Consider the following 16,458-nt stretch of genomic DNA (forward strand, 5'->3'; position numbering starts at 1 on the left):
GGTCTCACCTGGACTGCAATGGATGGCGGATTGGTGCCCCTGGCCGGAATCGAACCAGCACTCCTTGCGGAAACCGATTTTGAGTCGGTCGCGTCTACCAGTTCCGCCACAGGGGCCCGCCCTTTCGGGAGGCGGCGGGACTATAGCGGGCCTCGGCGGCAGGTCAATCGCCTGCGGCTTCAGCCTTTCGGGAACAGGGCGGCGACGCTTGCGTTGGTTGACATCGAACGTTCATCTTCAAAGGAGGACAATCATGAGGACCATCATCATCGCCGCCGCCGCGCTCGCCGCCGTCTTCGCCGCTCCCGCCTATGCGGATGACAGCGGCGCGGCTGCCGGCGTAGCGACCGGCGCGATTGCGGGCGGCGTGGTGGGCGGCCCCGTCGGAGCGGCCGTGGGCGCGGGCGTGGGCGGCGTCGTCGGCGGCGCCGCGACCGGCCCGAACCGCGACAAGGTCATCGTCGAGCAGCGCGGTCCGGTGGAAACCGGGACCGTCTCCAACTGCGCGTCCAAGACCGTCCAGAAGCAGAATTCCTTCGGCGACACGAAGACCACGACCACGCAGTCCTGCGACTGACGCAACCCGGCGCGAACCAGGCCCGCTCCCGTCTCCGGGGGCGGGCTTTTCCGTAGGCGCAACTTTAAGGCGAACCGGTTGCAGGCCGTTAACAGGTCCGCCTCATGATCAAGCTATGTCCGCGCTGCGCCTTGTCCTCCTGCTGACCCCGTGCTGGCTCTGCGCGGCCGGCGCCCTGTCGCCGCGCCCCGCGGCCGCGCAGAACGCAGCGGCCCGACCCTCCCAGCCCTGCCCGGACTACGGATCCTTCGTGGCGGTCGACGCCGGACGCCAGAAGGGCGCCATCGTGGCCCGGTCCCACTCCGACTGCGCCGACCTGCCGGACCCTCGGCCGCGCGATCCCATCCACATCGGCGCTGAGGTGATCATCGGCGGCCAGCAGCAGGATGGCCAAGCCTCCAGCGGCCAGGCGCCGGGCGCGTCCGGCTCCAGCTCCGGCTCCGGCGGCGCCGGCCAGGCTGGCGCAGGACGACTGCAGCTTCCGCCGCCGGCTCCCGTCTGGAGGGTGACGCCGGGCCACCGCCGCGAACGGTGAGCGCGCCTCAGGGCGCGGCGAAACCGCCAAAAACCTCGACGACCTTCTCGTAGACCGGGCGCTTGAACGGGATGATCAGCGCCGGCAGGCGCTCCATCCGCTCCCACCGCCACGCGTCGAACTCCGCTTTGTGGCCTCCGGCCGGGCGGTGGATGTCGATCTCGCTCTCCTGGCCCTCGAACCGCAAGGCGAACCATCGCTGCGTCTGGCCGCGATAGCGCCCCCGCCAGGCCCGCCCCGAGACAGCCCTGGGCAGGTCGTAGGCGTACCAGTCCGGCGCCTCCCCGAGGAGCGAGACTGACGTCACGTTTGTCTCCTCCTGCAACTCGCGAAGGGCTGCCCGGTAGGGGTCCTCGCCCCGGTCGATGCCGCCCTGCGGCATCTGCCACGAATGCGTGGCGTCGACATGCTCGGGTCCGGCCTCCTGCCTGCGCCGCCCCAGGAAGACCAGGCCCTCGCGATTGAGCAGCATGATCCCCACGCAGGGCCGATAGGGAAGGGTGTCGGTGCTCATGAGCGCTGCTTTTCTGGTTGGCCGGACGAGCATCGAACCCCAGCGGGCCCGCCGCGTCCACCCCCGCTCTCAGGGGCGGCCCGGCTTGGCGATCGCGGCGCTGAGCGGCACGAGGGCCAGGCCGCGAGCCTCCAGCCCCTTGGCCCAGGCGGCGATGCGCTCGATGCTGACCGGCAACGCGCTCGCCGCTCCCACCGCGACGCCGCGCTCGCGCGCGATCGTCTCCAGGCGGGCGAGTTGGTCGTCGATGGACGAGGACTTGGGGCTCAGGTCGAGAACCGCGTCCGCCTTGGCGAAGGGCAGCTTCAGGCTTGAGGCCGCGGCCGGCATCAGGCTGCGCGCGGACGAGCCGTCATCGAGGAGCAGGAGCCCGCGCGACGCGATCTCCTTCAGGACCGGCGCCAGGGCGGCCTCGCTGGAGGTGAACTTGGCGCCCATGTGGTTCATCACGCCGACATAGCCCGGGAACCGGCTCATCACCCAGAGCAGGCGGTCCGTGTTGTCACCGCCGGGGTTGGCGGCGGTGAGCGTATGCGGCCCGGGATCGTTGTCCGGGTAGTCGAAAGGCTCCATCGGGACCTGGAGCATCACCTCATGGCCGTCGTCGCGGGCCTTGGAGACCTGCCGCTCCAGATCCGCCCCATAGGGGGCGAAGGCCAGCGTCACGTCGCCCGGCAGCCGCTGGATGGCGTCGTTGGTCAACCCCTGGCTCAGGCCCAGCCCTCCCACCACGATCGCGATGCGCCCCACGGTCTTGGGCGGCAACGCGACGGCGGGTCGGGCGTAGACGTCGGCCGGCCGCGCACCGTCGGCGCCGATGCGGGGCAGGACGCCATGGCGCGAGCGATCCACCAGCCGCTTGTCAGGCGCGGGCGCCAGCTTCACGGCCGAGGGGGGCACCTGGATGACGATGCCGCCGGATCGATCGCCGGTCCCGCGGACCACCCGCACGCCCGTGGCCTTCTCGGCCTCCGACATCGCCAACGCCGAGTCCTGGGCCGGGGGAGCGCCTTCGCGCACGCGCGGCTCGGCGGCGGACGCGGCCGGATCGGCCGGCTTGCTGCGCGTCACGGGGGCGGTGGCGTAGGGCTCGCCCCCGTAGGGATCCTTCACGATCACCAGATAGCCGGCCAACACCAGGAAAACCGTCGCCACGCCGCCGACGAAAAGATTGCCCAGCGCCAGCGGCATGCGGCGGGGAGGCCGCCGAGCCGTTTCAAGCCCGAGGGGGCGGGTCAGTTCATCGTGGCCCAACGTCACGTGCGGTCCCGTCGAGTGATCAAGCGAAACGCGTCCTGAACGGCGAGCCCAACCGTTCGGACCGCCGCCGAATCATAGCTGAATCCTATGATTCGCTAGGACGGGAACAATCATCTACAAAAAAGCAGCGGAACCTGTGGCTCCGCCGCTTCACTTCCGCCGATCTCGGCGCCTGCGCGCCGCGTGCGCCTATCAGTTCGGGGCGTTGGCCGGCTTCCCGGACGCTGAGGGGTTGCTCGCCTTGGCGCCGGCGTCGTTGACCTTGACGCCGCGCAGCAGGTCGAAGGCGTAGTTCAGCTGCTTGTCGTTCTTGGGATCCGGCGGGACATAGGCCGAGCTGCCGCCCTGCTCGTCGTCGCCGTTCTTCAGGTGGCCCTTCAGGCTGGCCTCACCCTTGGTCTCGTCCTTGCCCTTCAGCTCGGCCGGAACCTCGTTAAGCACCTGCACGTCGGGGTCGATGCCCTTGGCCTGGATCGAGCGGCCGGACGGCGTGTAGTAGCGGGCCGTCGTCAGGCGCACCGCGCCGTTGGACCCGAGCGGGATGATCGTCTGCACCGAGCCCTTGCCGAAGGACCGGCTGCCGATGATGGTCGCCCGCTTGTGGTCCTGCAGCGCGCCGGCCACGATCTCGGAGGCCGACGCCGAGCCGCCATTGATCAGGACGATCACCGGCTTGCCCTTGGTCAGGTCGCCCGAGCGGGCGTTGTAGCGCTGCGTCTCGTCGGCGTTACGCCCGCGGGTGGAAACGATCTCGCCCCTCTCCAGGAAGGCGTCCGACACCGCGATCGCCTGGTCGAGCAGGCCGCCCGGATTGTTGCGCAGGTCGATGACGTAGCCCTTCAGCTTGTCGGCTCCGACATCCTTGGTGATGGTGTCGATCGAGTTCTTCAGGCCCTCGAAGGTCTGCTCGTTGAACTGGGTGATGCGCACATAGCCGACATCCGTCTCGCTGCGCGAGCGAACCGACTTGATGCGGATCACGTCGCGGGTCAGCTTCAGCTCGAGCGGGTCGCTGGCGCCCTTGCGGGTGATCTTGAGGCGCACCACGGAGTTCACAGCGCCGCGCATCTTGTCGACGGCCTGGTTGAGGCTGAGCCCCTGCACGGCGTCGTCGTCGATGGCGGTGATGATGTCGCCGGCCTGCACGCCGGCCCGGGAGGCGGGCGTATCGTCGATGGGCGAAACGACCTTGATCAGGCCTTCCTCCATCGTGACCTCGATGCCCAGCCCGCCGAACTCTCCGCGCGTCTGCACCTGCATGTCGCGGAAGCTCTTGGCGTCCAGGTAGCTCGAATGCGGATCGAGGCCCGACAGCATGCCGTTGATCGCCGACTCGATCAGCTTCGATTCGTCAGGCTTCTCGACATAGTCGGATCGGATCTTCTCGAACACATCCCCGAACAGGTTCAGCTGCCGATAGGTGTCCGACGCCGCCGCCACGGCGCTGGTCGTCGACAGCAGCCGGTCGTTCGTCGCCAGCGTGGCGGCGCCGGCCCCGAGGACGACGCCGAGCATGAGCATGGGGAACTTGCGCATCATCCGCGAACTTTCTCGTTCGTCGATGCCGCCCACCAGGGCGACGGATCGATCGATATCCCGTCTTTCCGAAACTCTACGTAGAGCACCGGTTGCGATGTTTCGCTACCCACCGACGCCGCGGTCGCCTGGGACCCTTCGCCCATGACGGCCACGGGCTCACCCGCCAGCACGAACTGTCCCAGGCTGACATTGATCCGATCCATGCCAGCCAGGAGGAGATAGTACCCACCGCCGGCGTTGATGATCAAGAGTTGCCCGTAGGTGCGGAATGGTCCCGCATACGCCACCCAGCCATCACATGGCGCCGAAACGAAGGCGCCGGGCCTGGTGGCGTACGACATTCCCTTCAGGGTGCCGCCCACCGCGTCGGGAGCGTTGAAGCGCTTCAGCAAAACGCCGCTCACCGGCACCGGCAAAAGCCCCTTGGCCTCTGAAAATGCAAGCTTTGGGGCCAGGCGGGCCGGGTCGCGGAACGCCAGGGCGGCGATTTTGTCGCGGGTCTCCTTGACCTCGCTTTCGCGGGCGAGGCGGGTCTGTTCCTCCGCCGAGAGGGCGGCGCGCCGGGCCTCGTCGGCGGCCCGTGCGGCGGCGTCGATTTCGGTCTCCAGACGGCCGATCAATTCCTTGAGAGTTTGGGCTTTGCTGGCCAGGGCGGCGGCTTTTTCGGCCTCCTGGGCCGAATTTTGCTCGGCGCTGGCGAGCTCCTTCTGGCGAGACTCGACGAGCGCGGCGAGCCGCTGCCGGTCCTCCACCAGCGAGCCGACATCCTTGGCGAGCGTGTCGCGCTCCGTCGCGGCGGCCGCGCGCAACCGCACCATCTCGGCGAGGTCGGAGGCGAGCGCCTCCGTCTCCGAGCGCAGCTCGGGCAGCACCGCGCCGAGAAGCATCGAGGTGCGCACCGCCTCCAGCATGTCCTCGGGCCGCACCAGGACCACGGGCGGCGGACTGCGGCCGAGCCGCTGAAGGGCGGCCAGGACCTCGACGACGATGCTCCGACGCCCCTCCAGCGAGGTCCGGATCGCGTCTTCCGTCTGGCTCAGCGTGGCGAGCCTGCCTTCGATCGCGGTGATCCGTTCTTCGGTCGCGCGCAGGCGGTTGCTGGTCTCGATCAGAGTGGCGTTCAGCCGCGCCCTGTCCGAGCGGATCCCCGCGACCTCCTTCTCCAGGCGGGCGCGGTCGGCGCTGGTCGATTGCAGAAACCGCTCCGTCGCCTCCAACTCGAGCCGGCGCGTCGCCCTTTCGGCCGCCTTGAGGCTTGCGTCCGGCGCGGCGGGCGCGCCCTGCTCGGCCGACGCGGGATCGAGGGCCCACGCTCCGCCTGGCGCCAGGCCGAGGCAGACACCAAGGCCCATGCCGAGGATCGCATGTCGCAAGGGGTTCAGCCGCATCGGCCGTGTCGCGCCTCCGCCCCGAATCGGGCTCTCTGGTGTCGCCAGTGTGCCCCGCAATGCGGCAAGCTGATGGGGGCTCGGGCGTCATCCACACGCTTTGCGGCGAGGCCCGTCAAGCCCGATGATAGGGGTGGCCAGCCAAGATGGTCATCGCCCTGTAGAGCTGTTCGGCCGTGAGCACGCGTATGATCTGATGAGGCAGCGTCATGCGCCCGAAGGCCAGACACGTCTCGGCGCGGGCCAGCAGGGCCGGGTCGAGGCCGTCCGCCCCTCCGATCGCCAGCGCCAGGCTCCGGCGGCCCGCGTCGCGCTGCGTCGCGAGCGCCTGCGCGAAAGCCTCGCTGGTGGGCGATCCGCCGCGCTCGTCAAGGACGAACAGCACGCCGTCCCCGAGCTTGCCCACAATGGCGGCGGCCTCCTCGGCTTTTCGATCTGCGGCGCGCGGACTGCGGCTCTCTGGCAACTCCACCGTCTCGAAGCCCGTGAAGCCGAGCGCACGACCCGACGCGCGGGCGCGCTCCTCGTAGCGCGCGGCCAGTTCCCGTTCAGGGCCATCCTTCAGACGGCCGACCGCGATGACGAAGATGCGCACAGGTCGGATCTCCGCGCCCGCGGCGCGCTGGTCGACGTCAGGCGGCCTGGATGGCGCGGGTTACGAGACGGCGCGATCGGCCGGCCGGTCCCCGCTCCACATCTTTTCCAGGTTGTAGAAATGCCGGACCTCGGGCCTGAAGACGTGCACGATGACATCGCCGGCGTCGATGAGCACCCAATCGCAGTGGGGCATGCCCTCGACCCTGATGTCCTTGCGTCCACGCTCCTTGAGGCCTTCGATGACGCGATCGGCGATCGACCCAACATGCCTGTTGGACCGGCCCGATGTCACGATCATGGCGTCGGCGAGGGAGGTTTTGCCCGTCAGGTCGATGGAGACCGTGTCCTCGGCTTTAGCATCGTCCAGGAGCCCGAGAACCAACGGGAGCGTCGCGTCGTCGTTCGGCTCGACCGAGCCGGTCGCGGCGAGGTGCGAAGTCTCGGCGACTTCGCGAAGGTTGGTCATTGTCAGCGTTCGACCCTCTTGTCGATGTGCGCGCAATTCGCGCATCTCGTGAATATAGTCGAAACGGGCCGAAGTTCCAATGAGGGCGGACTCAGTCTTTTTCAGCGCATGACGGAGCCGGCGGATTTGCTTGGGCGCGCTGTCGCCGGAGCGCCGTCGACGACAGGGGCGAACGGCGCCCATGCAGGAAGGTCCAGGCCGGCGTGGCCGCGCCGGGCAGCAGCCCCGCGTCGCTCTCGTCCAGGCGATGCCGCGCCAGCGCGACGGCCGCGGCCGAGCGCGACGCTTTCAGCGTCGACCCCGGCCGGTCGATGACCGCAATCGGCATCAGGCCCGCGATTAGCCGCCATCGCTGCCAGCGATGGAAGTTGGCGAGGTTGTCGGCCCCCATCAGCCAGACGAAGTTCACCCCCGGACAGCGCCGACCCAGATAGGCCAGCGTGTCGTGGGTGAAGCGCGTGCCGATCGCCGCCTCGAAGCCGGTGACGTCGATCCTGGGATCCCGGGCGACGGCGCGGGCCGCCGCCATGCGCTCGCGCAGGGGCGGCAGCCCGGCGTTGTCCTTGAGCGGGTTGCCGGGCGTGACGATCCACCAGACGCGGTCCAGTCCCATCCGACGCAGCGCGGTCTCGCTGGCCAGGAGATGTCCGTGGTGAGCGGGATTGAACGAGCCTCCGAGCAGGCCGATCCGCATGCCCGGGGCGTGCCGGGGCAGGCTGGGGAGCGGACCGGTGGTGCGGGGCTGGACGAGAGGGCCTTCGACGCGCATGCGCGGCGACCATGGCGGCTGCGACGCGGCGGCGCAAGCATCCGCCCCGGTCCGAAGCTTGCTTGCCCGCTTCGGGTCCGCCCGCCATAGTTCGGCGACCGCGGAGGCGCGAGCAGCGACGGAACGCAGATGGCCTACCGGATCATGATCGGCCCACGCATGTGGGTTTTCGGCGATCTCAAGGAGCTGATGGCCAAGGCGACGCCGCCGCGCTCCGGGGATCGGCTCGCCGGGGTCGCGGCCGAAACGGCCGAGGAAAGCGTGGCCGCCCGCATGGCGCTGGCCGATACGCCGCTCAAGCGCATCCTCGCCGAACCGCTCATTCCCTATGAGGCGGACGAGGTCACCCGTCTCATCCTCGACAGCCACGACGACGCGGCCTTCGCGCCGGTGGCGTCCCTCACGGTCGGCGGCTTCCGCGACTGGCTCCTCTCGGACGCCGCCACCCCCGAAGCGCTCGGCGCGCTGGCCAAGGGCGTCACGCCCGAGATCGCGGCGGCGGTCAGCAAGGTGATGCGCAACCAGGATCTCATCGCCGCGGCCCGCAAATGCCGCGTCGTCAAGCGGTTCCGCAACACCATCGGGCTGCCCGGCACGATGGCGGTCCGGCTGCAGCCCAACCACCCCACCGACGACCGCAAGGGCGTCGCGGCCTCCATCCTGGACGGGCTGCTGCTGGGCGCCGGGGACGCCTGCATCGGGATCAATCCGGCCAGCGACAACACCGCCGTGATCGGCGACCTCATGAAGCTGGTCGACGACGTCATCGCCCGGTTCGAGATCCCGACACAGTCCTGCGTGCTCACCCATGTCACGACGACGCTCGAACTGATCCGCCGCGGCGCGCCGGTCGATCTCGTGTTCCAGTCGGTCGCCGGCACGCAGGCGGCCAACCGCTCCTTCGGCGTCGATCTCGCGATGTTGCGCGAGGCGCGCGAGGCGGCGCTGTCGCTGGGGCGCGGCACGGTCGGCTCCAACGTCATGTATTTCGAGACCGGCCAGGGCTCGGCCCTCTCGGCCGGCGCGCATCACGGCGTCGACCAGCAGACCTGCGAGGCCCGCGCCTATGCGGTCGCGCGCGCCTTCGATCCGCTGCTCGTCAACACGGTCGTCGGCTTCATCGGGCCGGAATATCTCTATGACGGCAAGGAGATCATTCGGGCCGGCCTGGAGGACCATTTCTGCGGCAAGCTGATGGGCCTGCCGCTGGGCGTGGACGTCTGCTACACGAACCACGCCGAAGCCGACCAGGACGACATGGACACCTTGCTGACCGTGCTGGCCGCGGCGGGCGTCAGCTATGTCATGGGCGTGCCGGGCGCGGACGACGTGATGCTGAACTACCAGTCGACCTCGTTCCACGACGCCCTCTACGTCCGCGAGGTGTTCGGCCTGCGGCGCGCCCCGGAATTCGAGGCCTGGCTGGCCCGCATGGGCATCGCCGGACCGGATGGGCGGCTCCTGCCCGGACAGGCGCCGCGGCTGCTCGGGGCGGCCCGGGAACTGGCCGCCTGATGACCGACGCTCCCTCCAGGCCACCGCCCTCGCCTTCACAGGCCGGTCCTGACCCGCTGGCCGCCCTGCGCGCCTTCACGCCCGCCCGCATCGGGCTGGGCCGCTCCGGCGCCAGCCTGCCGACGCGCGAGGTGCTGGGCTTCGCCATGGCGCACGCCCTGGCGCGCGACGCCGTGCACGCCGCCCTGGACGCCGAAGCGGCCGCCGCCGGCCTGCGCGGGCTCGGCCTGCAGGCCGTGATCTGCGACAGCGCCGCGCCGGCGCGAGACGTCTATCTGCGCCGGCCCGACCTCGGACGCACCCTGTCGGCCGCAAGCCGGCTTGCCCTGGAGGCGCTTCGTCCCGATCCGGCCGATGTGGCGCTGGTGATCGCCGACGGCCTGTCGGCGCGGGCCGTGCACGACAACGCCATCCCGTTCGCGGCGGCGCTGCTCCCCTTGCTCGCCGCGGCGGGCCTGACCGTCGGTCCGGCCGTGGTGGCCCGGCAGGCCCGGGTCGCGCTGGGCGACGAGATCGGCGAGAGGCTGGGCGCGCGCGCGGTCGCGGTGCTGATCGGCGAGCGTCCCGGCCTCTCGGCGCCCGACAGCCTCGGGCTTTATCTCACCTTCGGTCCGCGGCCTGGCCGTCACGATGCGGAGAGGAACTGCATCTCCAACATCCGCACGGCGGGCCTGTCCTATGCACAGGCCGCCCACAAGGCGGCCTGGCTCATCGGCGAAGCCCTGCGCCGGGGCCTCACCGGCGTGGACCTGAAGGACGAGAGCGAGGCGGCGACGCTCGCCCCACCTCCCGCCGGACCGGCCTTGCCCGGCGCCTAAGACCGGGTCTGCCCGGTCCCGTGGACGCGGTACTTGAAGCTCGTCAGCTGCTCCACGCCCACCGGGCCGCGCGCATGCATGCGGCCGGTCGCGATGCCGATCTCCGCCCCGAAGCCGAACTCCCCGCCATCCGCGAATTGCGTCGAGGCGTTGTGCAGCACGATGGCCGAGTCGACCTCCGCCAGGAACCGCTCGGCGGCGGCCTCGTCCTGGGTGACGATGGAATCCGTGTGGTGGGACCCATAGGTCTCGATGTGGTCGATCGCGCCGTCGAGGCCGTCGACGACCCGCACGGCCAGGATGGCGTCGAGATACTCGGTCCGCCAGTCCTCCTCGCTCGCCGCCACGACCCGCGGATCGACCGCCCGCGTCGGCCCGTCTCCCCGCACTTCGCAGCCGGCGTCCAGCAGCGCTGTCACGAGCGGCGCCAGATGCGTGGCCGCGCAGGCGCGGTCCACCAGCAGCGTTTCGGCCGAGCCGCACACGCCGGTGCGCCGAAGCTTGGCGTTGAGCACGATGGCCTTCGCCATCTCCAGGTCGGCGGCGGCGTGCACGAATACGTGGCAAAGCCCCTCCAGATGCGCGAAGACCGGGACCCTCGCCTCGCTCTGGACGCGCTCGACGAGGCTCTTGCCGCCCCGCGGCACGATGACGTCCACCGCGCCGTCGAGGCCCGCCAGCATGGCCCCGACCGCGGCGCGGTCGGCCGTCGGGACGAGCTGGATGGCGTCCTCCGGCAGGCCCGCCTGGGCGAGGCCGCGGCGCAACGCCGCCGCGATCGCCCCCGAGCTGCGCAGGCTCTCCGATCCGCAGCGCAGGATGGTGGCGTTGCCGGCCTTCACGCACAGGGCTCCGGCGTCGGCCGTGACGTTGGGCCGGCTCTCGAAGATGACCCCCACCACGCCGAGCGGCGTCGCGACCCGCTCGAACCGGAGCCCGTTCGGCTGGGTCCATTCGGCGAGCCTGCGCCCGACGGGGTCGGCCAGCGCGGCGATTTCCTCGACGCCCTGCGCCACGGCCTCCAGCCGCCCGGGGTCGAGCACCAGCCTGTCGATGAAGGCGCCCTTCGTGCCGCGCGCCTGCGCGTCGGCGACGTCGAGCGCGTTGGCGGCCAGGATGTCGGCCGCGCTGGCCCGGATGGCTGCAGCGCCGGCCTGGAGCGCGGCGTTCCTGGCGGACGACGACGAGGTCGCAAGCCGGCGGGCGGCCGCGCGGGCGCGCCGTCCCAGGCTCGCCATCGTGGCGGCGACATCGGCCACGGGCTCCTGGCCGTCAGGCCTGCGCGCGCTCTGCAGCATCGTCCTTCTCCGAAAGCTACTCGACCGCGAGCGCCATGTCGTCGCGGTGCACCATCTCGGCCCGCCCCGCATAGCCCAGAATGGCCTCGATGTCGCGCGACGAGCGTCCCGCGATCGCGACCGCATGGTCGGCGTCATAGGCCGTCAGCCCCCGGCCGATCTCGCCGCCGTCGGGGCCGCGCATCAGCACGGCGTCGCCGCGCGAGAATTCGCCCTCCACCCGCACCACACCCGCCGGCAGAAGGCTGCGGCCCAGCCGGATGGCCCTGGCGGCGCCGTCGTCGAGATGCAGCACGCCCTTGGGCTCCAGCGAGCCGGCGATCCACTTCTTGCGCGCCGCGACCGGGTTCGACGGCGTGGGAAACCACGTGCAGCGCGCGCCGGCCGCGATGGCGCCCAGCGGATTCTTCACCCGGCCGTCGGCGATCACCATAGCGGCCCCGCCGGCGGTGGCGATCTTGGCGGCTTCCACCTTGGTGCGCATGCCGCCGCGCGAATATTCCGACGCGGCGCCGCCGGCCATCGCCTCGACCTCGGCCGTGATGCGCGGCACCACCGGGATGAGCTGCGCGGCCGGATCCAGATGCGGCGGCGCGGTGTAGAGCCCGTCGATGTCGGACAGCAGCACGAGCAGGTCCGCGCCCGCCATGGTGGCGACCCGGGCGGCGAGCCGGTCATTGTCGCCGTAGCGGATCTCCGAGGTGGCCACCGTGTCGTTCTCGTTGACGACCGGCACCGCGCGCAGCTCCAGCAGCCGGCCCAGCGTGGCGCGGGCGTTGAGATAGCGCCGGCGCTCCTCCGTGTCCCCCAGGGTCACGAGGATCTGCGCCGTCGTGATGCCCTGGTGGCCCAGGGCTTCGGCCCAGCTCCGGGCGAGCGCGATCTGCCCGACGGCCGCGGCCGCCTGGCTCTCCTCCAGCTTGAGGACCCCGTCGGGGAGCTTCAGCACGGTGCGGCCGAGCGCGATCGCGCCCGAGGACACCACCAGGAGGTCCGTCCCGGTCCCGTGCAGCCGGCCGATGTCTTCCGCCAGCGCGGCCAGCCACGCATGCTTGAGGCGGCCGCGCTGCTGATCCACCAGCAGCGACGACCCCACCTTGACGACGATGCGCCGGAACTGCTCCAGCCTCGGCGCGACGGGAGCCGGCTGGAGGCCCTCGGCTTTCATGGCCGCCATTCCGCCGGGCCGGCGACCGGCGCCTGGCGCTGGGCCTCGTCCAGGCGGGCCGCGTCGATGATCTTCAGGAGCGCTCCCAGCACCTCCTGCACGCCCTGGCCGGTGGCGGACGAGAGCAGCAGGGGCTCGCGCTTGGCCGCGCGCTTCAGCCGGGCCTTCTGCTCCTTCAGCATCTCGGGCGTGAGCGCGTCGACCTTGGTCAGGGCCACGATCTCGGGCTTCTCGTCGAGCCCGTGCCCATAGGCCTCCAGCTCGCCGCGGATCACCTTGTAGCTCTTGCCGGCGTGTTCGCCCGCGCCATCGACGAGGTGCAGCAGCACCTGGCAGCGCTCGACATGGCCGAGGAACCGGTCGCCCAGCCCCTGCCCCTCATGCGCGCCCTCGATCAGGCCCGGAATGTCCGCCAGCACGAATTCGCGCCCGAACACGCTCACCACGCCGAGCCCGGGATGCAGGGTGGTGAAGGGGTAGTCGGCGATCTTGGGCCGCGCCGCCGTGACGGCCGCCAGGAAGGTCGACTTGCCGGCGTTGGGCAGACCGACGAGCCCGGCGTCGGCGATGAGCTTCAGCTTCAGCCAGATCGTGCGCTCCTGGCCCTCCAGGCCCGGATTGGCGCGGCGCGGCGCCCTGTTCGTCGAGGTGGTGAAATAGGCGTTGCCAAACCCGCCATTGCCGCCCTTGGCGAGCAACACGCGCTGGCCGATCTCGGTCATGTCGGCGATCAGCGTCTCGCCGTCCTCGTCGAAGACCTGCGTGCCCTTGGGCACCTTCAGCACCACGTCCGCGCCCTTGCCGCCGGCGCGGTTCTTGCCCATGCCGTGGACGCCGGACTGGGCCTTGAAGTGCTGCTGGTAGCGGTAGTCGATGAGTGTGTTCAGCCCTTCCACGCACTCCGCCCAGACATCGCCGCCCTTGCCGCCGTCGCCGCCGTCCGGTCCACCGAACTCGATGAACTTCTCACGGCGGAACGACACGGCGCCCGCGCCGCCATTGCCGGATCGAATGTAAACCTTGGCCTGATCGAGAAATTTCATGCCGAACCGATACCGGACGGCAAGGCGGCGGGCAATGGCCGAAGCGGGCTAGCGTCCGCGCCGGATGCGCAACTCCACCGTCCCCACCTTGAAGAACAGGAAGGACAAGTCCGCGGTGTTGAGCACCTCGCGCGGCCCGGTCTTGCGCAAGAGGTCGGCGAAGCGGATATCGTAGCTCGATCCGGACTGGGTCTTCACCCGCGCCGTGTAGCTGAGGCGGACCGCATCCCCGTCCTGCCGGATGTCGGCGGTCCCGATGACGTCCTCGCGCACGCCCGAATAGACGCCGGGGCCCGTGCGGGTGAACCGCCACGTCTTGCGGTCGCGCTCGCCGTCCGAGTAGACGAAGTCCTCCCGCAGGACCAGCGTGTCACCCTCCTGGCGCCCGAACATCCGGACCTTGAGCCCGCGCGTGGTCCCGTCGCGGGTGTTCCTGAACACGCCTTCGGCGGTCAGCGGCCCGCGGAAAAACTCCTCCAGAATGAGCGGCCCCGGAGCAGGAGGGGCGACCTGGCGGATGCGGGCCTGCGCCCCGCCGAACGGGGCTGAGAGGCCCGCCAGCGCGAGGGCGGAGAGGGTCAGGACAAGGCTGCGGCGGGTCATGTGGCGTCTCCGGCGGCGGGCGCCTCAGGGCGGCCTCCTCCCGTATACGGACGAGACGGCGGCGCGGAGCCGCGGCGCGCCGCCGCAGGCCTGAAGCAAAAACGCCCCGGCGGGCGGCCGGGGCGTTCAGGGCGACGTACGCGAGCCCTACAGGCAGGCGACGGTCTCGGCGGCCGGCGGCTCGGCCTCGCGGCTCCTGTAGCGCGGCTCGCCCCAGCCCTTCAGGCTGCGCCAGACCTTGCGGTCCAGCCTGAACCGGTCGACCGGGAAGAGCCCGCCACGGGCCTTCATCTCGACGAGGCCGGAGCTCTCATAAGAAAAGCCGCACTTGCGCAGCACGCGCTGCGACGCCGGGTTGGTCACCCGCGTCTGCGCCGTGGCGGCCTCGACCTCCGTGAGGGTGAAGAGCGCGTCGACCACAGGCTGCAGGGCCTCCGTGGCGTAGCCCTTGCCCCAGTGCTCCGTGGCGTAGGCGTAGCCAAGCACCGCCGTCCCGTCCGGCTCGAACCGGGCGCTGACGAAGCCGACAGGCTCCCGCGCGCCCCGGTTCAGCGTGGCCAGGAGGGTCAGCTGCGCGCCCGCCGCGTTGCGCGAGCGCGCGTCGAAAATCCAGGCTTCGGCGGCGCCGGGCGGATAGGGATGCGGAATGTTGGCCGTCATGTCCGCCACCTCTTTGCGGGCGGCGATCCGGGCTACGCCTTGAGCGTCGCTCGCCCGTGGCCAGCGCAGCCAAAGGCGGCGCGTCTCGAGCCTGAAAACGTCGTCGCGGGTGATCTCTGGGAACATGACCGAGCCTCCGGTCCGAGTGAGAGTCACGCTGAATCGTGACCCGGATACGACGAAGGGAGAGCGGCTTCCCACTCTCCCCGGTCGAATCCCAGGATTTCTCCTGGCTTTCTCGGATTTCGGCTCGCTGTCGCGACTTGAAGAAATCCGCCGGGTCTCGTGGGATCCGGCGGAGGTCCTTCGTCTCGACCTACGCCGTCATTCTGCTGCTTCTTGAGCTCGTACGACCACGAAAATTCGGTCGTTGGCTTTGTTCTGATACTCGACCGTGCCGGCGGACGTCGCAAAGAGGGTATGGTCTTTGCCCATGCCGACATTGGAGCCGGGATGCATCTTGGTGCCGCGCTGACGCACGATGATGTTGCCCGGAACGACGCGCTCGCCGCCGAACTTCTTCACGCCAAGGCGGCGGCCAGCCGAATCGCGTCCGTTGCGCGAGGAACCGCCTGCTTTTTTGTGAGCCATGGTACTGCTCCGTAACCGTTGCGGGCTTTATACCCGAAAATTCTGCTTCGGTCAGGCGCCGGATCGCGATCCGGCCCGCCTGCGTCTCGAACCGCCGATCAGGCCTTGGCCGCCGGCTTCGCCCCGCCCGTGAGGATCTCGGTGATCCGCACCACGGTCAGGTCCTGCCGATGTCCGCGCTTGCGCTTGGAGTTCTGGCGGCGACGCTTCTTGAACGAAATGACCTTGGGGCCGCGGGTCTGCTCGACCACTTCGCCCGCCACCGTGGCGCCGGCGACGATCGGCGCGCCGACCTCCCCGTCCACCATCAGGACCTGGTCGAACGAGACCGCTTCGCCGGCTTCGGCGACGAGCTTCTCGATGGTGATGACGTCGTTGGCGGCAACCTTGTACTGCTTGCCGCCGGTCTTGATGACTGCGAACATCGTTTTTGTCCTCGTGTTCGATCCGGCTCTGCCCGCCTCAGGCGAACGGCCGTCTTCTTATGCAGCGATCCGGCGTGGATCTTTGGGCGCCGCGCGCTCCCGCGGGAGTCCTCTCCCCTGGCGCGTGCAGCACGAAACCGCGCGCAAGCCCGGGAGCCGCGCGCGAAGCGGTCTGGCTACACGCGGGCCAGCGTGGTGTCAACCCGAGCCCGCGCCTCACGCCCCGTTCGGCGGATCCGCTTCCGCCGGCTCGACGGACGTTTCTGCCGCTTGTGGAACCCAAACGCCCATGCTATTGGCCCCGCCGACCACCGGGGCTCTGGCCCCGCGGCGGCGGGCCCCGGCCCGCTCCGGCACCTCGGCTCGCGGAGAGGTGGCAGAGTGGTTGAATGCACCGCACTCGAAATGCGGCATGGGTGCAAGCCCATCGGGAGTTCGAATCTCCCCCTCTCCGCCACGATCCTCCTCTGATCCTTGCTGCGCCTCAAGTGATGGGCCCTGCACGCCGACTTGGGCGCTGGGTGGTGCACACCGCAGGCGCGTTCCCGACGACCTGCGTCCGTCGCCAGCCCTCGGCGACATACGCGCTGACCCGGTCTTCGTTCAGTCGGAACGATCAGCGGGGTCCTAACCCGTGCCGAAGTCTATCTCGAACACGAACTCCAGCCCGTCTTCGTCGTCCCACCGCTCGC

At 70.2% G+C, this 16,458-nt stretch carries 18 protein-coding genes and 2 tRNA genes; 5 read left to right on the top strand and 15 right to left on the bottom strand.

Going from position 1 to position 16,458, the window contains the following annotated elements; all coding sequences use genetic code 11:
- Nucleotides 1–31: 31 nt before the first annotated feature.
- A tRNA-Leu gene (locus tag ABEG18_RS22155) sits at nucleotides 32–116 on the bottom strand.
- 137 nt (nucleotides 117–253) lie between these two features.
- Between ABEG18_RS22155 and ABEG18_RS22160 the strand changes: the two genes are divergently transcribed.
- Both ABEG18_RS22160 and ABEG18_RS22165 read left to right on the top strand, forming a co-directional pair.
- A complete protein-coding gene (locus tag ABEG18_RS22160) occupies nucleotides 254–577 on the top strand; it encodes a hypothetical protein (protein WP_406855211.1) in 324 nt (107 codons plus the stop codon).
- A 115-nt stretch (nucleotides 578–692) separates the two neighbouring features.
- Nucleotides 693–1,112 (top strand): hypothetical protein, encoded by a 420-nt coding sequence (locus ABEG18_RS22165; RefSeq protein WP_406855212.1) that lies wholly within the window; start codon nucleotides 693–695, stop codon nucleotides 1,110–1,112.
- 7 nt (nucleotides 1,113–1,119) lie between these two features.
- Here the strand turns inward: ABEG18_RS22165 and ABEG18_RS22170 are convergent, their stop codons facing one another.
- From ABEG18_RS22170 to ABEG18_RS22200, 7 genes are all read right to left on the bottom strand, one after another.
- Nucleotides 1,120–1,626 carry an RNA pyrophosphohydrolase gene (locus ABEG18_RS22170; protein WP_406855213.1) on the bottom strand — a complete coding sequence of 169 codons (507 nt, stop codon included), beginning with the start codon at nucleotides 1,624–1,626 and terminating at the stop codon, nucleotides 1,120–1,122.
- A 69-nt stretch (nucleotides 1,627–1,695) separates the two neighbouring features.
- A complete protein-coding gene (locus ABEG18_RS22175) occupies nucleotides 1,696–2,817 on the bottom strand; it encodes a divergent polysaccharide deacetylase family protein (RefSeq protein WP_406855214.1) in 1,122 nt (373 codons plus the stop codon).
- A 261-nt stretch (nucleotides 2,818–3,078) separates the two neighbouring features.
- Nucleotides 3,079–4,422, bottom strand: coding sequence for a S41 family peptidase (locus tag ABEG18_RS22180; RefSeq protein ID WP_406858678.1), 1,344 nt, complete (start codon nucleotides 4,420–4,422; stop codon nucleotides 3,079–3,081).
- Nucleotides 4,422–5,813, bottom strand: a complete 1,392-nt coding sequence (locus ABEG18_RS22185) for a murein hydrolase activator EnvC family protein (protein WP_406855215.1) — start codon at nucleotides 5,811–5,813, stop codon at nucleotides 4,422–4,424. Before ABEG18_RS22185 ends, ABEG18_RS22180 begins: the two co-directional genes overlap by 1 nt.
- Before the next feature lie 115 nt (nucleotides 5,814–5,928).
- Nucleotides 5,929–6,408 carry a 23S rRNA (pseudouridine(1915)-N(3))-methyltransferase RlmH gene (gene rlmH / locus ABEG18_RS22190; RefSeq protein WP_406855216.1) on the bottom strand — a complete coding sequence of 160 codons (480 nt, stop codon included), beginning with the start codon at nucleotides 6,406–6,408 and terminating at the stop codon, nucleotides 5,929–5,931.
- Nucleotides 6,409–6,468: 60 nt separating this feature from the next.
- Nucleotides 6,469–6,876: a ribosome silencing factor gene (rsfS, locus tag ABEG18_RS22195; RefSeq protein WP_406858679.1), complete on the bottom strand. Its 408-nt coding sequence runs from the start codon at nucleotides 6,874–6,876 to the stop codon at nucleotides 6,469–6,471.
- A gap of 91 nt (nucleotides 6,877–6,967) precedes the next feature.
- Entirely contained in the window at nucleotides 6,968–7,645 is a 678-nt protein-coding gene (locus tag ABEG18_RS22200; RefSeq protein ID WP_406855217.1) for a nicotinate-nucleotide adenylyltransferase, read from the bottom strand.
- A 129-nt stretch (nucleotides 7,646–7,774) separates the two neighbouring features.
- Between ABEG18_RS22200 and ABEG18_RS22205 the strand changes: the two genes are divergently transcribed.
- Both ABEG18_RS22205 and eutC read left to right on the top strand, forming a co-directional pair.
- Complete coding sequence (locus ABEG18_RS22205) at nucleotides 7,775–9,160, top strand: ethanolamine ammonia-lyase subunit EutB (protein ID WP_406855218.1); 1,386 nt, start codon at nucleotides 7,775–7,777, stop codon at nucleotides 9,158–9,160.
- Nucleotides 9,160–9,978 carry an ethanolamine ammonia-lyase subunit EutC gene (eutC, locus tag ABEG18_RS22210; protein ID WP_406855219.1) on the top strand — a complete coding sequence of 273 codons (819 nt, stop codon included), beginning with the start codon at nucleotides 9,160–9,162 and terminating at the stop codon, nucleotides 9,976–9,978. Before ABEG18_RS22205 ends, eutC begins: the two co-directional genes overlap by 1 nt.
- Here eutC and ABEG18_RS22215 read toward each other — a convergent pair.
- The 7 genes from ABEG18_RS22215 to rplU all read right to left on the bottom strand — a co-directional run bounded on the left by ABEG18_RS22215 (nucleotide 9,975) and on the right by rplU (nucleotide 15,766).
- Nucleotides 9,975–11,276, bottom strand: a complete 1,302-nt coding sequence (locus ABEG18_RS22215) for a glutamate-5-semialdehyde dehydrogenase (protein ID WP_406855220.1) — start codon at nucleotides 11,274–11,276, stop codon at nucleotides 9,975–9,977. The two genes, eutC and ABEG18_RS22215, sit on opposite strands and share 4 nt — an antisense overlap.
- Before the next feature lie 16 nt (nucleotides 11,277–11,292).
- Nucleotides 11,293–12,444 carry a glutamate 5-kinase gene (gene proB / locus ABEG18_RS22220; RefSeq protein ID WP_406855221.1) on the bottom strand — a complete coding sequence of 384 codons (1,152 nt, stop codon included), beginning with the start codon at nucleotides 12,442–12,444 and terminating at the stop codon, nucleotides 11,293–11,295.
- Entirely contained in the window at nucleotides 12,441–13,487 is a 1,047-nt protein-coding gene (gene obgE / locus ABEG18_RS22225) for a GTPase ObgE (RefSeq protein ID WP_406855222.1), read from the bottom strand. The genes proB and obgE overlap by 4 nt, the downstream gene beginning before the upstream one ends.
- Nucleotides 13,488–13,535: 48 nt before the next feature.
- Complete coding sequence (locus ABEG18_RS22230) at nucleotides 13,536–14,090, bottom strand: DUF3833 family protein (protein ID WP_406855223.1); 555 nt, start codon at nucleotides 14,088–14,090, stop codon at nucleotides 13,536–13,538.
- 147 nt (nucleotides 14,091–14,237) lie between these two features.
- Entirely contained in the window at nucleotides 14,238–14,876 is a 639-nt protein-coding gene (locus ABEG18_RS22235) for a GNAT family N-acetyltransferase (protein ID WP_406855224.1), read from the bottom strand.
- Nucleotides 14,877–15,074: 198 nt separating this feature from the next.
- The gene (gene rpmA, locus ABEG18_RS22240) at nucleotides 15,075–15,341 is read right to left on the bottom strand and encodes a 50S ribosomal protein L27 (RefSeq protein WP_406855225.1); all 267 of its coding nucleotides are present in this window, start codon (nucleotides 15,339–15,341) and stop codon (nucleotides 15,075–15,077) included.
- A 98-nt stretch (nucleotides 15,342–15,439) separates the two neighbouring features.
- Nucleotides 15,440–15,766, bottom strand: a complete 327-nt coding sequence (gene rplU / locus ABEG18_RS22245) for a 50S ribosomal protein L21 (protein WP_406855226.1) — start codon at nucleotides 15,764–15,766, stop codon at nucleotides 15,440–15,442.
- Between the two features lie 367 nt (nucleotides 15,767–16,133).
- Between rplU and ABEG18_RS22250 the strand changes: the two genes are divergently transcribed.
- Nucleotides 16,134–16,223, top strand: a tRNA-Ser gene (locus ABEG18_RS22250).
- Nucleotides 16,224–16,458 lie beyond the last annotated feature (235 nt).

It is taken from the genome of Alsobacter sp. KACC 23698 (assembly GCF_045348435.1).
Lineage (GTDB): Bacteria > Pseudomonadota > Alphaproteobacteria > Rhizobiales > Beijerinckiaceae > Alsobacter.